Genomic DNA, 17,002 nt, shown 5'->3' on the forward strand with positions numbered 1-17,002 from the left:
ATCGTATGACCCCCAAAAGTATAGTCCAATCTTTTAGTTTAAACTTAGGCTATCTTAAAGGATACAACAGAGAAAAGTTCACAAAAGACCTAATAGCTGGTCTTACGGTTGCAGCGGTTTTGATTCCTCAGGCAAAGGCTTATGCTCTTTTAGCCGGAATGCCACCCATAAATGGTCTGTATGCATCACTGCTTGCTCCCTTAGTTGCGGTTCTCTTTGGAAGCTCAAAGTTTTTGGGGACGGGCCCAGTGGCTATGGTATCAATATTGGTCACATCCACCCTTTTGCCTTTTGCCAAGCCAAGGACACCCGAATGGATAGGGCTGGCTAGTCTCTTAGCCCTTATGGTTGGCATAACTATTCTTTTGATGGGAATTTTTAGGTTTGCATTCATCCTTGATCTTATATCCCACAGCGTGATAGTTGGTTTTATCTCCGCCGGTGCGCTCGTGATTTCAGCCAATCAGTTGGGTGGTGTTCTTGGTTTTAGCACCACAAAGAGCACTCAGATATTCTCTTTATTAGCTGACATAGCCCAAAAGCTCTATCTAACAAATCCATACACAGTAATGGTAAGCATTTTGGCGTTTGTAATCATATACGTGTCAAGTAAAATACATCCTCTTGCCCCCGGTGCCCTGATTGCGGTCGTAATAACCACGCTGATTTCCTACCTTTTGGACCTAAATAGAAAGTATGGCGTTCCTATTGTAGGAGATGTGCCAGCTGGCCTTCCGCCTATAGGCTTACCTCCCATAGACCTGCAAGTTCTATCTGCCTTGTGGGGCGGTGCAATAGTGGTGTCTGCCATAGGCCTTTTGGAGGCTTTGGCTATAGCCAAAAAGTTTTCGGTAGAAAAAGGGGACAGATGGGATCCAAACAAGGAATTAATTGGTCAAGGGCTTGCAAACTTGACAGCAGGTCTTATGCAGGGATTTCCGATAAGCGGTTCTTTTTCACGTTCAGCTCTATACTATAGGCTTGAAACTGCCTCTCCCATAGCCCATGCTGTGGTAAGCTTGGTCATACTTAAAACTCTTCTTATCTTTGCACCCCTGTTTTATTACCTGCCGAAGGCTACCCTTTCGGTGATAATACTAACCGCAGTTGTTCCACTTGTTAAACCTCAAGAGATATGGCGCCTATACAGAATAAATCCCATAGACGGTGTGGTGGCAGGGCTTACCTTCCTAAGCGTCTTTATTATGGATCTCTGGCAAGCAATACTTATGGGTGCCATCTTAGCTTTTGGATCTTTTGTCTATAAAACTATGTATCCTCGTATAGTGGTAATTACAAGAAATCCCAAAACACAAACCTTTGAAAATGCAGAGGCGGAAGGTCTTGCGGAGTGCCCTCAGATCCTATACATAAGACCCCAAATGCCTATATATTTTGGGAATGCAGAGTATGTTTCTAACTATATAGTGGAAAAAGCCCAAGAAAGAAAGGACAAGGGGCTAAAATTTGTTTTCATAGACTTGGAGGCTTCCAATTATATGGATGCGGTAGGTGCGGAAAATTTTATAAGAATGCTAAAAAGACTTCAGGCTATGGGTTTATCTACTGCTATTGGAAATGTAAACCGGGTGGTTATGCCAGTTTTAGAAAGGGCAGGTTTAAAAGAGGTTGTTCCAGAGGGCATGATATTTGGTTCAAAGGGGCAGTCTTTGAGCGTATTGCTTGAAAAAATAGATCACCTATTCTGTGCAAAAAAATGTCCCCATGTGGTATTCAGAGAATGTTTGGAATTCAAGAGTGGAGAAAAGGTCGTATCCCCCCAAGAAGATTAGCCTTTCTATCGGTAAAGGTTCTTGCTGATGATGTATTCCTCCACACTTGGAGGCACAAGCCACCTTATACTTTTACCCTCTTTTACCCTACGCCTTATTTCTGTGGAAGAAATATCAACCCTTCTTACGCTTAGGATTATATAGTCTTCATCCTCTTTTAGTTCTGGAAATCTTTCCCTTAGGTAGGCTTTTACCTCCTTTCCCTTAGAGCTTCTGTCTATGATTACAAACCTTGCCAACTTTACAAGTCTTAATGGATCTTTCCAAAGATGCAAGTTAAGGGCACTGTCTGCGCCTATTAAAAAGGTGGGCTTTTTCTTGATCTCTTGGAAAAGTTGTTGGGCTGTATCCACTGTGTAAGAGATTCCCTTCCTTTCTATTTCCATCAAACTTACAGAAAACCCTTCAACTCCTTCTATGGCAAGCTTTAGCATGTAAAGTCTGTCCATTGGGCTTGCTTTATGGTTTTCTTTAAGCGGTGCTTGGTAGGCAGGAACAAAGACAACCTCTTCAACTTTTAACTCTTCCAGAACATCCCTTGCTACCAAAAGATGTCCAAGATGAACGGGGTCAAAACTTCCACCAAAAAAAATCTTCATTTTCCCTCTTCCTTAGACTTAAGCACAAGCTTTATTGGAGAATGTTTTACATTGAGGTATTCCCTAAGTTTTCTTTCAAAAAACTTTCTGTAATTGCTCTTCCAACCTTCTGGATAGTTTGTGTATAAGACTACGGTAGGAGGTTTTGTGGTTTCTTGATAAGCAAAGTAAACCTTTACCTCTTTCCCTCGGTAGCTTGGAGGAGCCTTCTCAGAGATGATCTTTTCAACTGCCCTGTTTATGAACGATGTTTTGTGCTGTTTGCAATAGTCCCTATAAACCACTAAAGCGCTTTCCAAAAGCTCCTCTATTCCTTTGCCTTCCGTTGCTATTGTAAGCACCACCGGTGCATAGTCTAAAAAGTAAAGCCTTTGCCTTATGTAAGCCTCTGCCTCTTCCTTTTTTAGATCGACAAGGTCAAACTTGTTACCTACTATTACGCATCCCTTGTATCTTCTTTCTATCAAACTGGCTATCTTTTGATCTTGATGGGTTACTCCCTCCGAAAGGTCCACCACCAAGCAAACCACATCGGACATCTCAATAGCCTTTATGGCTCTTCCTACTGAGAAGAATTCTACACCATATTCAACCCTTGAAGGCCTTCTAATTCCAGCGGTATCAACGAGTATCAAATACTCCCCTTTGTATTCAAAAAAGATCTCCACCGCGTCTCTTGTGGTCCCGGCTATGGGAGAAACTATAACCCTGTCACTACCAAGTATGGCATTTACCAAAGAAGACTTTCCCACGTTAGGCCTACCAACAAAGGACAGCCTTATACCTTCTTGCTGTATAACTTCTTCCCCTTCCGCTACGCAAGAGAAAACACCATCCAAAAGCTCCCCTACGCCTTTGCCATGCTGTGCAGAGATTGGATAAACCCTTTCAAAACCTAAGCTGTAAAAGTCATAAAGGTTTGACTGTGCAGATTTTGTATCTATCTTATTTACAACCAAAAAAACCTTTTTTTTGTGAGGATAAAGCAGTTTTGCTATAGACTGGTCTGCTGATGTAATACCTTCTTTACCGTCAACCACAAAAAGAACCGCATCCGCTTCCTCCAAAAGTCTCTCTACCCGTTTCCTTATTTCTTTGATTATCTGCTCCTCACTTTCGATGAGCCCACCTGTATCTACCACCTTAAACCTTCTTCCTTTCCACTCTGCTATTGATTCGATCGCGTCTCGCGTAACGCCTGGCATGCCATGAACTATACTTATCCTTTTGCCCACAATACGATTAAAAAGCGTTGACTTTCCTACGTTTGGCCTTCCTACTATAACTATCTTCACTTTTTAACTATATCTATTATAGCTACATCTGGTGGTGCAAGCAGTCTCATAGGTGGTCCTCCGGTGCCTACCCCTCTGCTTACAAAAAGATAGCTTCCCTTTCCCAAATCCACCCATCCTGCGTTTGCTTCAAAAAGCTTTGGGATTATAAACTTTCCTACAGGATAATAAACTCCGCCGTGGGTGTGTCCAGAGAGCATAAGATCAAACATCCCCACAGCCCTTTTATCCAACCTTGGTTTGTGTTTTAACAAAAGTACAAACTTATCTCTATTTGGAGCATCTTTTAACAGCTCGTATTCGTCTATTGGGCCGATGCATGCGTTAAAGAGTCTGCAGTCGTCATCATCCACACCTGCCACCAGCATAAAACCTAAGTCTATTACTTCTCCCCTCAAAAGCTTAAATCCTGCAGATTTGGTAAATTCTACCGCTTGATCCACACCTCTGTAGTATTCATGATTGCCAAGAACTGCAAACTTTCCCATAGGTGGGTCCATCTCTGCCAAAGCAACCGCTAAACCGTCTTTCCTCTTCATGTTCCCATCCACCAGATCTCCGGTGGATACAAGAATGTCAGGCTTGTATGCATTATAGACTTTCCTTATCAGCTCTATTTTATCCATACCCATAACCGGTCCAAGGTGAACGTCCGATATGTGCATTATCCTTATTCTCTCTAAGGGTAATTTCTCCGTCTCAAGCCTAAAGTGATAGACCCTTAAGTTCAAGGTTTCGTAATAGCTATAGGCGGACAAGCTAAGGGATAGGATAAACACAAGAATAAGAGTAGCTTTTTTAGAGGGTCTTGGCAAAGGATTTACGCCAAAAACTCGGTGAAGAAATTTAACAAACAATGTATAGATGTCAAAAAGAAGGAAAAGCAAAATAAAATACACCAAAAAGCCCATGTATAGTAGGGCAAACAAGCCTACAAAATAGCTAATTGTAGGAGATAGGTTAGTGTCCGCATACCTCATCAGTAAGGGAGAAAAGTAACCCATTAGGATCACCGGAATAAAAGCAGGATGCCTTAGCTTTAAAAACACGTATAAGTTCATAAGAAAGTAGATTCCTAAGAAGGCAAAGATGAACCACCTCATGGTGCTTCTAATTTATAACCCACACCCCTTATGGTTTTTATCCATTCACCTTCCTTACCTAACTTTTCCCTTAGGTTTTTTATATGCACATCTATGGTTCTGTCGTAAACTTCTTTTTTTAGCACATACTCAACAAGGTAGTCCCTGCTGATTGGTTTTTGATAGTTTTCCAAAAGCGCTTTTAAAATTAGGAATTCCGTTTTTGTTAGATTGATTTTCTCATCCCCTCTTTTTACTTCCATCTTTTCTAAATCTACGCTAAGACTTCCCAAATTGATAACCCCCCCAGTTTTTAAAGTTCCGTATCTTTTTAAAACCGCCTTAACACGAGCCAAGAACTCTTTCACAGAAAATGGTTTTGTTATGTAATCATCCGCACCAAGCTCAAAACCCTTTAACTTGTCTTCTTCCATACCCTTTGCAGTAAGAAAGATTATGGGTATATCCCTTGTATGAGGTGAAGATTTTAGAAAGCTTGCTACTCTAAAACCATCCAAAGAGGGAACCATTATGTCTAAAATAAACAGGCTTGGTCTTTCGTCCTTTACCTTTTCCAGAAGGTCAATTCCTTTATTGAAGCAGATGACAGAAAAACCTTCCTTTTGAAGATGATAGGCCAAGAGCTCAGAAAGATCCTCGTCATCCTCAAGCAGGAAAATCTTCATGCTTTGGGCCTAATTTTTACCACCACCTCGTCTGGATTTATGGTCTCTCCTACTCGGGCAAACACTTCTTCCACAATACCTTCTATGGGTGAATAGACTTCGTTTTCCATCTTCATTGCCTCCACCACAAACAGCACATCCCCTTCTTTTACCTCATTGCCAGGCTTAACCTTTATGCTCACTATCTTACCCGATATTGGTGAGGCTACATCTCCAAGTCCCACAGGTTTAGGTCTTTTGGGTTTTACTTCTGTGCCAAGTGTGTAAATGTCTCCGCTTACCATAGTGTCAGGCGCCAATTCTCTTATGGGCTTTAGTAAAACTTCCTCCAACCTTCCATCTAATCTTATAAAGAATGGTCTTCCTTCTTGGGTAGGCTCTCCCCTTCCTGCTATCTGCACGTGATACTGCTCTCCATGAACTGTGATCATAAACTCAATGGGTATGTTTTCTCTTTTTTCTTCTACCATGTTCAGCTCAGGTATGTATGGCTCACCTTTTTCTCTCCACTCAAAGAACTCCTTTGCGACCAAGGGGAAAAGGGCGTAAGAAAGTATGTCTTCCTCACTTTTTGCTCCAGCTTCTATTGCCTCCTGCCTTATTTTGTCCAACTCTGGTTCTAAAAGATCGGCCGGTCTTATGTGATAAACTGGTTCTTCATCTCCAAGGATCTTTTTAAGCACATCTTCCTTTATTGGTGCAGGTGGTCTGCCGTATAAACCTTTTACGTAATCTTTAACCTCTTTGGTAACTACCTTATACCTTTCGCCGTGAAGCACGTTTAAAAAGGCTTGAGATCCTACTATTTGACTGGTGGGTGTTACCAAAGGTGGATAGCCAAGGTCCTCCCTGACCCTTATTACCTCTTCTAAAACTTCCTGTAGCTTTTCTTCCATACCCTGCTCTTTAAGTTGGCTTATAAAGTTGCTTATCATCCCCCCTGGTATCTGATGCAAAAGCACACCCACATCAGGATAAGGTGGTAGCACATCGTATTTTTTGTATTTTGTTCTGATCTTTGCAAAAAGGTCTCCCGCTTTTTTGTAAAGTTTTTCATTCACATCCACCTTATAGCCAAACTCCCTCAGAACGTATATCATTGTCTCCCCTGCGGGATGGGAAGTTTGGGAGGCCAAAGAGTAAAAAGCGGTATCTATCATGTCTGCACCCGCTTCCACACCCTTTAGCTGAGCCATCTCCGCCAAGCTTGCAGTAGTCTGAGTATGAAGATGGACTGGATATTTTGGAAACTCGGACTTTAAAGCACTTACCAACTCATAACACACCTTTGGAGACAATAAACCCGCTTGATCTTTTATAGAAATTATATCTATTCCCATATCCACAAGTTCTCTTGCAATATTTACGTAATACTCCACACTATGAACTGGGCTTATTGTATAAGACAGTACACCCTTCACTATAGCTCCCACCTTTTTGGCAGTTTCTATAGCTTTTCTTAGGTTTCTGGTATCGTTGAGGGCGTCAAATATTCTAAAGACCTCTATGCCGTTGTCGTAAGCCTTCTTAACAAAAGACTCTACCACATCGTCTGGATAGTGCCTATACCCAACTATATTTTGGCCTCTTAAAAGCATCTCAAGCTTTGTGTTAGGTGCGCGCTCTTTGAATTTTCTTAAACGCTCCCAAGGGTCCTCTTTGAGATACCTAAGGCACACATCAAAGGTAGCCCCTCCCCAAACTTCCAAGGAATAAAAGCCGCATTTATCAAGTATTTCCACGATTTCGAGCATATCTTCTGTTCTTACCCTTGTAGCAAGCAAAGACTGAATGCCATCCCTCAAAGATACGTCCGTTATTTCTATTTTCCTCATCGGGAAAAATTATAAATCAAACAGTTCCTTTAGCATATCTGCAACAACCAAATACCCCTCATCAGGTTTAACTTCTAAAACAAACACTTTTGTAAAGGGAATAAGCACCTTTCCGCCATTTACTTCAAGATATACATTATCCTTAACCTCCACAACACCGCTAACCCTTCCCAAATATTCACCACTATTACTCCTAACTTCTAAACCTTCCAATTCAAAAAAGTAATACTCTCCCTCCTTTCTCTTAGGGAGATCTTCTTGCGGAAGAAAAATCTTGGCACCTATAAACTTTTTTGCCCCTTCCTGGCTATCAACCCCCTTTAGCTTTAAAACAACCCATTTTTTCCCATGTGCTTTCAGCTTTTCAACTTCAAAAGGGACATAATCGCCACCTTTTTTCTTGAAAAAGATCCTTTTTATACCTTTCCACTCTTTTGGAGGCAGATAGGTTTCCACCTTAAGCTCTTGGTTCAAACCAAAGGTACTTGTCACTCTACCCACAACTATGAAATTTTCCATACCGAGCTTGCAACACCTAAGTACATTGTTTAAATTATAGAACGAGGTGCTTTTATGTTAAAGCGGTTGAAAATAGGAAAGATAGAACTGGAAGTTCCCATAATACAGGGTGGTATGGGGGTTGGTTTGTCGTGGGAAAGGTTAGCGGGTGCTGTTGCAAGGGAAGGTGCAATGGGTGTTATATCCGCAGTTGGCACTGGATATAGGTTTCCTGAGATGGTTAAAAGGGATAAATTCGGAAGACCGATAGGTTCAATATACACTCACAGCAAAGAAGCCCTAACACTGATGATAAAAAAGGCAAAGGAAATCTCTCAAGGCAAGGGTGCCATCGGGGTTAATATCCTTTACGCAATAACCGACTATGGCAGAGTGTTACAAGACGCAATAGAAGCAGGAGCTGATGCGATCATAACCGGTGCGGGATTGCCCCTTAGAATGCCCGAGTATGCTCAGGGTGCAGATGTGGCGCTTATACCCATAGTTTCCTCTGCAAGGGCTTTAAACTTGATATGCAGAACTTGGGAGAAAAAATACAAAAGATTACCCGATGCAGTTATTTTAGAAGGTCCAAAATCTGGGGGGCATCAAGGTTTTAAATATGAAGAGTGTTTTATGCAGGAGTATCAGCTGGAAAACCTTTTTCCTTCGGTGTTGGAAGAGAGTAAAAAATGGGGCAACATTCCTGTAATAGTAGCAGGTGGTATTTGGAGCTATAAGGATATAGTGTGGTATATGGAGAGAGGAGCAAGTGGGGTGCAAATTGCGACGCGTTTTATTGCTACGGTGGAGTGTGATGCACCTGACATTTACAAAGATGTCATTCTGAAGGCTGAAGAAGAAGATATAATACTCTTTAAATCTCCCGTAGGGTATCCCCTTAGGGTGGTAAAAACGCCTTTTATAGAAAGACTCTTGCTTGGATACAACGGTTGGAATGGATGTATATCCCATTGTGTGATGCCTTGCAACAAAGGTGAAGAGGCAAAAAAAGTTGGCTTTTGTATAGCAGACAGGTTGGGTGCAGCATGGCTTGGCAACTATGAAGAGGGGATATTCATAAGTGGGGCAAACGGACATCTACTGAAAAAACAGGGTATAATAACAGTAAAAGAGTTAATAGAAATCCTAACTGGAAAAAGGGAAGACCCTACGTTATGATGAAGCCTGCCCTGCCAAGTGGGAGGAGGGCGAAAAAACCTTAAAGCCTTCTCCAGAATTGGTAGGAAGGGTATATGAAGCACTCAAAGTCTGATTATATTTATAACTTTGGAGGAAAAAAATGGAGCTCACGCTTAACTTCAACACAGATGAAATATACGATGTTATTATCATAGGTGCCGGTCCTGCCGGCTCCTCCGCAGCAATATACACCGCAAGGGCTGGACTTTCTACACTTGTGCTTTACAGAGCGGAAGCGGACGGTGCTCTTGGAGTAACACAGCAAATAGAAAACTATCCAGGCATAAGGGGACCTTTGTCAGGCTATGAACTTTTAAAGTTAATGAGAGATCACGCAAAGGACTTTGGTGCTAAGTTTGTAAGAGGTAAGGTGATCGCTACGGACCTTCTGGGTGATATCAAGAAGGTATACACCATAGACGGAAGGGAGTTTAAGGGTAGGGCAGTGATAATTGCTTCCGGTGCTATGGAGAGAACGAACAAATACAAAGGCGAAGAGGAGTTCTTAGGAAAGGGTGTGTCTTACTGTGGCGTGTGTGATGCAGCCTTTTTCAAAGGAAAGCCGGTGGCGGTCGTTGGAGAGGATGACTATGCTTTGGAGGAAACGGAGTTTATAAGCAGGTTTGCCAGTAAAATATACTTGGTGGTTCCTTCTTCAAGGATAAAGGCACCGCCAGAGATTGTGGAAGAGATAAAGTCCAATCCGAAGGTGGAGGTGCTGATACACCACAGGGTCCTTGAGATAGTTGGCACATCCTTTGTAGAAGGTTTGGATGTGCAAAATATAGAAACAAAAGAAAAGAAACGTCTTGAAGTGGATGGTGTATTTATATTCTTGGGTGGAAACAAGCCCTCTGTGGACTTTTTGATGAACCAAGTAGAGATGACCGATGGAGACTGTATAGTGGTAAATGAGGAGATGATGACCTCTGTGCCCGGCGTGTTTGCAGCAGGGGACGTGCTTTGCACAAACATAAAACAGGCAGTTATAGCCGCTGCAGATGGGGTTAAGGCTGCATTGGCGGTTGATAAATACTTAAACAAAAAGTCCAAGATAACAGCCCAATGGTAAAGAGTTTGGAATTAGTGCGTAAGCAATCATTCGCAATAAACGAGCCAAGCAATCCCAAGCCTCAATGGTAAATGTTTGTTAAAATTCTTCCGGAGGATGTAAGAGCCAAGATTTCCGCTGGAGAAGTTATAGAAAGCCCCCTGGATTGTGTAAAAGAGCTTGTAGAGAACGCACTTGATGCGCAGGCAAATAGGATAGAAGTAGAAATAATAAAAGGAGGTAAAAGATACATATCTGTAAAAGATGACGGCGTCGGCATACACCCAGAGGACTTGCCAAAGGTTATTCTCCCCTTTTCCACAAGCAAAATTGAAAGCTTTGAGGACATTATGTCCCTTAAGACCTACGGCTTTAGGGGAGAAGCTCTTTATGCCATAGCTCAGGTCAGCAAACTTAACATAAGCTCCAGGTTCTACAAAGAAGAAAAAGGCTATGAGATGAAAGTAGAGGGTGGTAAAGTTCTTTCTGTTAGGGAAAAGGGTATGCCCGTAGGAACAAAGGTTGAGATCTATGATCTTTTTTACAATTTGCCCGTGCGACAGAGATTCTTAAAGAAAGAAGACACAGAAAGAGCAAGAATACTGCGCCTTTTGAAAGACTATGCAATAGCAAAACCACAGATAGCCCTTAGAGTCATCAGCGATGGAAAAGAGATTCTAAACCTCCCACCTGCTAAGGATACTAAGGAGCGCTTGGAAGATTTGTACAATACAAAGTTTGAAGAGCGGGAGTTGAAAGGGTACGGGATAGAGGTGCGCCTGTTTGTGTCTTTGTCCCAAAAGAGGGGAGATTTAAAGCTCTTTATCAACTCAAGGCCCGTCCAAAACAGGGGTCTTTTGGAATATCTGAGAAGAGCAGTAGGGCACAGAAGGATAGCTTTCTGTTTTTTGGATGTGCCCCCCTTTATGCTGGACATAAACGTCCATCCAAAAAAAGCGGAAGTGCGCCTAATTCAGGAAGGAAAGGTAAAAGAACTTTTGGGTGAGCTTTTAAAAAAGCAAAAAGTTTATGTGCCTTCCCTTGCCCAAGAGGAGTGTAAATACCTTGCTGAACCTGAACTGGTGGGAATAATAGATGATACAATATTGGTGGTAAAATGGATAGAAAGTCTTTACTTTATAGACCAACATCTTTTGGCTGAGAGGATAAACTACGAGATGGGTTTTTCTTCGGATAAAGCTTGCAAAACTGCAGTAAAAGGTGGAGAAAAGCTCTCTTTTGTCCAAATCAACGGTTTATTGAAAAAGTGGGTGGAGCTAAACAATCCTCACACCTGCCCGCACGGAAGACCTCTATACTACAGAATACCGCTTAAAGAGATCTACCAGCAGATAGGAAGGAAGCTGTGATGCTTGCAAAGAGGATCATTCCGTGCTTAGACGTGGATAGGGGAAGGGTGGTAAAAGGTGTAAAGTTTCAAAATTTAAGGGATGCGGGGGATCCGGTGGAAGCAGCAAAGAGTTATGAAGATCAGGGGGCTGACGAGTTGGTCTTTTTGGATATAAGTGCGTCCGCAGAAGGAAGGAAGATCTTAATAGACGTAGTAAAAAACGTTGCGGAAACTGTCTTTATGCCTTTTACTGTTGGAGGAGGAATAGCGTCCTTGGAGGACATAAGAAAGCTTTTGGAGGCTGGCGCGGACAAAGTTTCTATCAACACTTCTGCGGTTAAAAACCCTCAGCTTATTTACGAATCTGCCAAAAGGTTTGGCTCCCAGTGTATAGTTATAGCAATAGATGCCAAAAGGTCTGGTAAAGGATGGGAGGTTTACATTCATGGAGGAAGGACGCCCACGGGTTTGGATGTGGTAGAGTGGGCAAAAAGGGTAGAAAGCTTGGGTGCAGGTGAGATCCTTCTAACCTCTATGGATGCGGACGGAACGAAGAGGGGTTATGATATAGAGCTCAACAGGGCGGTGTCTGAGGCTGTAAGAATACCAGTAATAGCTTCCGGTGGTGCGGGTAATATGGAGCACTTTTATGAGGTGTTTTCCCAATCTAAGGTAGATGCAGCCCTTGCTGCCTCTTTGTTCCACTTCAAAGAGGTAAGCATTCCAGAGCTGAAAAAGTATCTCAAAAGCAGAGGAATAAACGTGAGGTTAGCTCATGTTTGAGCCAAAAACTCCTTTTCTTGCGGTGGACGGTATTGTTAGGGTTTGGAGTGGTAAGAGGTTCAAAGGGATAGTCCTTATAGAAAGGCATTATGAGCCTTATGGTTTTGCCCTTCCTGGTGGTTTTGTGGAGGTTGGGGAAAGGGTAGAGGAGGCAGTGCTAAGAGAAGTAAAGGAAGAAACGGGTTTGGATGCTAAGATCGTAAAGCTTTTGGGGGTTTACTCTGAGCCAAATAGGGACCCTCGCTTTCATGTGGTTTCTGTGGTTTTCGTTTTGGATGCGGAAGGAGAGCCAAAGGCTGGTGATGACGCAAAGAAGGTTATGGTTTTCCCTTTAGAACAAATACCTTTTGATAAAATAGTTTTTGATCACGCAAAAATACTTGAGGATTACCTTAGATGTTTGTAGAGGAGCCTGTTCCGGAGGAAATAAAACAAAAGGTTTTGGAGAAGGTTTCAAACAGAAAGTTGGCAGAAGAAGCATTTAAATACATAAAACTGGTAAAAAAGGAAGACGGTAGCCTTTGGGTAAAAGAAGAGCTTCCGAACACCCAAAATCATGCCCTCATGTTTATGGTGCTGGCGTGCGTGAATTACACCCAAAGGATACTTAGGGGTGAGGATATATGAACTAAGGATTGATCTTTGATGTTAATTTTTCTTTGAGCTCTGCAAGTATAAGAAGTGCTTTAAGGGGTGTAAGATTAGCTATGTCCAACCTTTCTAAGCTTTCCAAAACTTCCTTATAGATCATCTCCTCCTCTAATCTTTTTGAGTCTTCATAGACCTTTTCTAAAATAGGTAAAGTTCTGTCAAAGCTTGCTAAAATTTCCTGGCTTCTGAGGATGATCTCATCCGGAAGACCTGCCTTCTTTGCGACGTATATTCCAAAACTGCCCTTTGCACTTCCCTTCCTTAGGGTGTATAAAAAGTTTATCTCCTGCTTTCCTTCGGAGACCGCCATATGGTAGTTTTTGATCTGCGGAAAATCTTCCTCCAGGCTTGTAAGTTCCAAGTAGTGTGTCGCTACTAAGGTGCGCGCCTTTACTTTCTTTGCTATATACTCAACGATAGCCTTTGATATGGCTATGCCATCGTAGGTGGATGTGCCCCTTCCTACTTCGTCTAAAATGATAAGGCTTCTCTCATTTGCAGAGTTCAAGATGGCAGAAACCTCCATCATCTCGTTCATAAAGGTGGATACTCCCAAAGCTAATATATCCCCTGAACCAATCCTTGCGTGGATAGAAGACACCAAACCTATGCGTGCGCTTTTGCATGGAAGAAAAGAACCCATGTGAGTCAGAAGAACCAAAATGGCAACCTGCCTTATGTAACTTGACTTTCCCGCCATGTTCGGTCCTGTGATTATGTGTATAAGGCTTTGTTCGTCCATGTATGTGTCGTTTGGCACATAGTCTTTAACAAAGTGTTCTATCACCGGATGCCTTCCTTCTTCTATTTGTATGATCTTGTCTTTGGAAAGTTCAGGCTTTTTCCATCCTTTCTCTAAGGCTATCTGTGCCAAACTTTGAATGTAATCTAATTCTGCGATGTGCTGAGCGTTTCTGTGGACCCTGTGTATGTTTTCTAAAACCCTTTCCCTTAGGTCTAAAAACAGCTGATACTCTATCTCGTTTGCCCTGCTTGCGGCAGAGATGATTTTTTCTTCCAACCTCTGGAGCTCTTCTGTAGTAAATCTCTCTGAGTTAGATAGGGTTTGTCTGCGCCTAAAGTAGCTTGGCACGTATCTTAGGTTCGGCTTTGTTACCTCTATGTAGTATCCCATAACTTTGTTGTAGCCTATCTTTAGACTTTGTATGCCTGTTTCTTTTCTCAATCTTTCTTCGTATTCCCTTAAGATTGTTTCTGTTTTGTCCCTTAGGTTTCTTAGCTCATCCAACTGCTGATGGACACCTTCCTTTATAAGCCCACCTTCTTTTAGGTGTATGGGCGGATCATCCACCAAAGTTTTTTCTATGTCCTGATAGATGTCATCTAAGTCTTCTAAACTGTGAAATAGATCTTTTAGAAGTTCTGACTGGCAGTGTTCCAAAATATTTTTTGTTTCCTGCAAAAGTTTTAGCGCCTTTTTGAGCAATGCAAATTCCCTTGGAGTGGCTACATTGCCACTAATACGTGAGGCAAGTCTTTCTAAATCTGGCATGTTTTCAAGCTTGGATCTTATACTCTTTAAAAGCTCTCTGTTTTCCAACAGCTCTTCAACCGCTTGTTGAACCTTTTTTATGTCTTCTTCCCTGAGAAAGGGATGGGTGATCCTAAACTTCAGGCGTCTTCTTCCCATACCGGTAAGGGTCCTGTTTATAACGCCAAAAAGGGAGAGGTCTTCCCTTCCTTCGTAGCTTTCCAAAAGTTCAAGCCCCCTTCTGGTGCGATAGTCTATAGCAACATAACCCTCTCCTGCATAGGGTTTAGGCTTTTGCACATAGGGGGTAAAGCCCTTCTGTGTTCTCTTCAGGTAAAGATAGGCTACACCACAAGGTATTAAAAACTCTTCCTCTTCAAATCCTAAACCTGACCAGTGGAAGATGTTAAAGTCTTTTTTTATAAGTTCAAGACCCGCTTGGATGTCTTCTTCGGTGTATAGAGTGAAAAAACTTTTTAGAATCTTCTGCGTACTGTCGTCTACCTTTTCATGGGTCAAAATCTCCTTTGGCTGAAACTTCAAAAGGAACTCCAGATAGTTGTCCTTGTTGAACCTTCCTACCAAAAATTCACCGGTGGATGGACTAAGGTAAGAGCAATAAACCTTCTGTCCTTTTCGGTATACACAAGCTAAACCTGTAAGATCTTTCTCAAAGTAAGTGCCGGGCGTTAGAACCCTTACGACGTCCCTTTTTACCACCCCTTTGGCTTGGGATGCATCTTCTAACTGCTCGCATATGGCAACCTTATACCCACGACTTACAAGCTTTGATATGTAAGACTGGGATGCGTGGTAGGGGACTCCGCACATGGGAATCCTTTCCTTACCCTTCCCAGCAGGTCTTGAAGTTAGTACAAGCCCAAGCTCTTTTGAACCGATTATCGCATCCTCGTAAAACAGCTCGTAAAAATCTCCAAGACGGAAAAAAAGCAAACAATCCGCATACTGTCTTTTTAGGGCATGATACTGAGAAAGCATCGGAGTTAGGTCTTCACTTTGCATATTCCACATGCCTTGTCTCCCTAATAACCACCACCTTTATCTGACCTGGAAACTCAAGCTCCTCTTCTATCTTCTTTGCAATGTCCTTTGATAGTTGATAGGCTTCTTCGTCGCTTATCTCCTCCGGATTTACTATAACCCTTACCTCTCTTCCCGCTTGGATTGCGTAAGCGTTTGCCACACCTTTGAAGGACTTTACAATTTGCTCAAGCTTTTCCAATCTCTTCAAATAGGCTTCTAAGGTTTCTCTCCTTGCACCAGGTCTTGCAGCAGATAAAGCATCTGCAGCACACACCAGGGCTACCTCTGGATATCTGACAGGTTCCTCGTTGTGGTGCGCCTTTATGGCATTAAGCACTGGATCAGGTTCTCCATAGCGTTTGCAAAGTTCTATGCCTATGTCTGTGTGAGAACCACCAAGTTCGTGAGATACAGCCTTACCAATATCATGAAGAAGCCCTGCCCTCCTTGCCATCTTAGCATCCAATCCAAGCTCTTCCGCCAACAACCCTGCAATGTATGCGACTTCCTTTGAGTGCAAAAGCACGTTCTGAGAGTAACTGGTCCTATAGTAGAGCTTTCCGATGTAGTAGTAAAGTCCTGGGTTTATGTCGTATAGCCCAAGCTCTATGCACGCTTCCTCTCCAGCCTTTTTTATCTTCTCGTCTATCTCCTTCTTAACTTCATTCACCACCTCTTCTATCCTGGCAGGGTGTATTCTACCATCCTCTATTAGCCTTTCTAAAGCTTCCTTTGCTATTTCTCTTCTGAGAGGGTCAAAGCAGGATATGGTAACTATGTCTGGTGTGTCGTCAATGATGAGGTCTACACCTGTTAATTGTTCAAAGGTCCTTATGTTTCTACCTTCCCTTCCTATTATCCTTCCTTTAAAGTCGTTGGAAGGAAGTTCTACAGTGACAGTGGTGTAATTTACAGCTATCTCCGGTGCCAGTCTTTGGATAGCGGTAGTTATGATCCTCTTTGCACGCAAATCTGCCATTTCCTTTGCTTCTTCCTCTATCCTCTTGGCTATTTTTATAGCTTCTATCCTTGCAGACTCCTCCGTCCTTCTTAAGATCTCTGCTCTGGCTTCTTCCATCGTCATATTCGCTATTCTTTGAAGCTCAAGCAATTCCTTTTCCTTCAGTCCTTGAACTTCCCTTTCTAATTCTTGAATCTCTTTGATTTTGTTTTCTAAATCCTTCTGAGCCTTTTCTACTTGCCTTTCCAAATCCCTTAGCTCCTTTTCTCTTTTGTAAAGCTCTTCTTCTCTTCTTTCAAGGACCTCAAACCTTCTTTCTATGGTCTGTTCCTTTTGGATCAAGGATTGCTCCCTTTGATTTAAGGCTTGCTCTGCAGTTCTTATTTTCTGTTCAAGCTCCTGTTCCTTTTTTTCAAGCTCTGATCGCTTTTGGGCCAACTGTTGTTCTATTTCCCTTCTTCTCTCTTCCGCTTCCTGTCTAATCCTGTGGGCTTCTTCCCTTGCAAGGTTTATGATCTTTTCGTATTCCCTTTGGGCACTTTCCAAAAGCCTTCGCACCTCTTCCGATTGTGTGGGCACCTGCGTAGGTTTTTTTCTAAAAAGGAAAAGACCTATAACAATTCCAACAGCTAAGAATAATAAAGCTAATAAAAAAATCAGCACGTTTTCACCCATCTT

The 17,002-nt window shown here is 42.3% G+C and carries 15 protein-coding genes and 1 pseudogene; 8 read left to right on the forward strand and 8 right to left on the reverse strand.

Features of this window, described 5'->3' with window-relative positions; all coding sequences use genetic code 11:
* Positions 1–5: 5 nt before the first annotated feature.
* A complete protein-coding gene (locus K217_RS0100695; protein ID WP_038028053.1) occupies positions 6–1,793 on the forward strand; it encodes a SulP family inorganic anion transporter in 1,788 nt (595 codons plus the stop codon).
* Between the two features lie 5 nt (positions 1,794–1,798).
* On the opposite strand, the gene nadD is transcribed toward K217_RS0100695, so the two are convergent.
* The 6 genes from nadD to rimM are packed head-to-tail and all read right to left on the reverse strand — an operon-like array spanning position 1,799 to position 7,809.
* Positions 1,799–2,392, reverse strand: coding sequence for a nicotinate (nicotinamide) nucleotide adenylyltransferase (gene nadD, locus K217_RS0100700; RefSeq protein ID WP_029551220.1), 594 nt, complete (start codon positions 2,390–2,392; stop codon positions 1,799–1,801).
* On the reverse strand, positions 2,389–3,687 hold the full coding sequence (gene der / locus K217_RS0100705; protein WP_029551221.1) for a ribosome biogenesis GTPase Der: 1,299 nt from the start codon (positions 3,685–3,687) through the stop codon (positions 2,389–2,391). Before der ends, nadD begins: the two co-directional genes overlap by 4 nt.
* Complete coding sequence (locus tag K217_RS0100710) at positions 3,684–4,790, reverse strand: metallophosphoesterase (protein ID WP_029551222.1); 1,107 nt, start codon at positions 4,788–4,790, stop codon at positions 3,684–3,686. The genes der and K217_RS0100710 overlap by 4 nt, the downstream gene beginning before the upstream one ends.
* A complete protein-coding gene (locus K217_RS0100715) occupies positions 4,787–5,455 on the reverse strand; it encodes a response regulator (protein ID WP_029551223.1) in 669 nt (222 codons plus the stop codon). Before K217_RS0100715 ends, K217_RS0100710 begins: the two co-directional genes overlap by 4 nt.
* The gene (gene oadA / locus K217_RS0100720) at positions 5,452–7,290 is read right to left on the reverse strand and encodes a sodium-extruding oxaloacetate decarboxylase subunit alpha (protein ID WP_029551224.1); all 1,839 of its coding nucleotides are present in this window, start codon (positions 7,288–7,290) and stop codon (positions 5,452–5,454) included. Before oadA ends, K217_RS0100715 begins: the two co-directional genes overlap by 4 nt.
* A gap of 9 nt (positions 7,291–7,299) precedes the next feature.
* The gene (gene rimM, locus K217_RS0100725) at positions 7,300–7,809 is read right to left on the reverse strand and encodes a ribosome maturation factor RimM (RefSeq protein WP_029551225.1); all 510 of its coding nucleotides are present in this window, start codon (positions 7,807–7,809) and stop codon (positions 7,300–7,302) included.
* A gap of 54 nt (positions 7,810–7,863) precedes the next feature.
* Here rimM and K217_RS0100730 point away from each other — a divergent pair, with 54 nt between their 5' ends.
* The 7 genes and pseudogenes from K217_RS0100730 to K217_RS0100755 all read left to right on the forward strand — a co-directional run bounded on the left by K217_RS0100730 (position 7,864) and on the right by K217_RS0100755 (position 12,803).
* On the forward strand, positions 7,864–8,970 hold the full coding sequence (locus K217_RS0100730) for an NAD(P)H-dependent flavin oxidoreductase (RefSeq protein ID WP_029551226.1): 1,107 nt from the start codon (positions 7,864–7,866) through the stop codon (positions 8,968–8,970).
* Positions 8,969–9,064, forward strand: a pseudogene (locus K217_RS07585) (peroxiredoxin); the annotation flags it as partial. The gene K217_RS0100730 and the pseudogene K217_RS07585, both read left to right, overlap by 2 nt.
* Positions 9,065–9,091: 27 nt before the next feature.
* A complete protein-coding gene (gene trxB / locus K217_RS0100735; RefSeq protein ID WP_029551227.1) occupies positions 9,092–10,063 on the forward strand; it encodes a thioredoxin-disulfide reductase in 972 nt (323 codons plus the stop codon).
* A gap of 71 nt (positions 10,064–10,134) precedes the next feature.
* Entirely contained in the window at positions 10,135–11,412 is a 1,278-nt protein-coding gene (gene mutL, locus K217_RS0100740; protein WP_029551228.1) for a DNA mismatch repair endonuclease MutL, read from the forward strand.
* Positions 11,412–12,176, forward strand: a complete 765-nt coding sequence (hisF, locus tag K217_RS0100745; RefSeq protein ID WP_029551229.1) for an imidazole glycerol phosphate synthase subunit HisF — start codon at positions 11,412–11,414, stop codon at positions 12,174–12,176. The genes mutL and hisF overlap by 1 nt, the downstream gene beginning before the upstream one ends.
* Complete coding sequence (locus tag K217_RS0100750; RefSeq protein WP_029551230.1) at positions 12,169–12,582, forward strand: NUDIX domain-containing protein; 414 nt, start codon at positions 12,169–12,171, stop codon at positions 12,580–12,582. Before hisF ends, K217_RS0100750 begins: the two co-directional genes overlap by 8 nt.
* Positions 12,573–12,803 (forward strand): hypothetical protein, encoded by a 231-nt coding sequence (locus tag K217_RS0100755; RefSeq protein ID WP_029551231.1) that lies wholly within the window; start codon positions 12,573–12,575, stop codon positions 12,801–12,803. Before K217_RS0100750 ends, K217_RS0100755 begins: the two co-directional genes overlap by 10 nt.
* 1 nt (position 12,804) lies before the next feature.
* Here K217_RS0100755 and mutS read toward each other — a convergent pair whose 3' ends face one another.
* Both mutS and rny read right to left on the reverse strand, forming a co-directional pair.
* On the reverse strand, positions 12,805–15,342 hold the full coding sequence (mutS, locus tag K217_RS0100760; RefSeq protein WP_338065576.1) for a DNA mismatch repair protein MutS: 2,538 nt from the start codon (positions 15,340–15,342) through the stop codon (positions 12,805–12,807).
* The gene (rny, locus tag K217_RS0100765) at positions 15,332–16,999 is read right to left on the reverse strand and encodes a ribonuclease Y (protein ID WP_029551233.1); all 1,668 of its coding nucleotides are present in this window, start codon (positions 16,997–16,999) and stop codon (positions 15,332–15,334) included. Before rny ends, mutS begins: the two co-directional genes overlap by 11 nt.
* Positions 17,000–17,002: the final 3 nt, after the last annotated feature.

The sequence above is a fragment of the Thermocrinis jamiesonii genome (assembly GCF_000702425.1).
Classification (GTDB): Bacteria; Aquificota; Aquificia; order Aquificales; family Aquificaceae; genus Thermocrinis; species Thermocrinis jamiesonii.

Coding starts and splice junctions, on each gene's coding strand:
- K217_RS0100695 (WP_038028053.1), top strand. CDS start 6: ATGACCCCCAAAAGTATAGTCCAATCTTTTAGTTTAAACTTAGGCTAT.
- nadD (WP_029551220.1), bottom strand. CDS start 2,392: ATGAAGATTTTTTTTGGTGGAAGTTTTGACCCCGTTCATCTTGGACAT.
- K217_RS0100710 (WP_029551222.1), bottom strand. CDS start 4,790: ATGAGGTGGTTCATCTTTGCCTTCTTAGGAATCTACTTTCTTATGAAC.
- K217_RS0100715 (WP_029551223.1), bottom strand. CDS start 5,455: ATGAAGATTTTCCTGCTTGAGGATGACGAGGATCTTTCTGAGCTCTTG.
- oadA (WP_029551224.1), bottom strand. CDS start 7,290: ATGAGGAAAATAGAAATAACGGACGTATCTTTGAGGGATGGCATTCAG.
- rimM (WP_029551225.1), bottom strand. CDS start 7,809: ATGGAAAATTTCATAGTTGTGGGTAGAGTGACAAGTACCTTTGGTTTG.
- K217_RS0100730 (WP_029551226.1), top strand. CDS start 7,864: ATGTTAAAGCGGTTGAAAATAGGAAAGATAGAACTGGAAGTTCCCATA.
- trxB (WP_029551227.1), top strand. CDS start 9,092: ATGGAGCTCACGCTTAACTTCAACACAGATGAAATATACGATGTTATT.
- mutL (WP_029551228.1), top strand. CDS start 10,135: ATGTTTGTTAAAATTCTTCCGGAGGATGTAAGAGCCAAGATTTCCGCT.
- hisF (WP_029551229.1), top strand. CDS start 11,412: ATGCTTGCAAAGAGGATCATTCCGTGCTTAGACGTGGATAGGGGAAGG.
- K217_RS0100750 (WP_029551230.1), top strand. CDS start 12,169: ATGTTTGAGCCAAAAACTCCTTTTCTTGCGGTGGACGGTATTGTTAGG.
- K217_RS0100755 (WP_029551231.1), top strand. CDS start 12,573: ATGTTTGTAGAGGAGCCTGTTCCGGAGGAAATAAAACAAAAGGTTTTG.
- mutS (WP_338065576.1), bottom strand. CDS start 15,342: ATGCAAAGTGAAGACCTAACTCCGATGCTTTCTCAGTATCATGCCCTA.
- rny (WP_029551233.1), bottom strand. CDS start 16,999: ATGGGTGAAAACGTGCTGATTTTTTTATTAGCTTTATTATTCTTAGCT.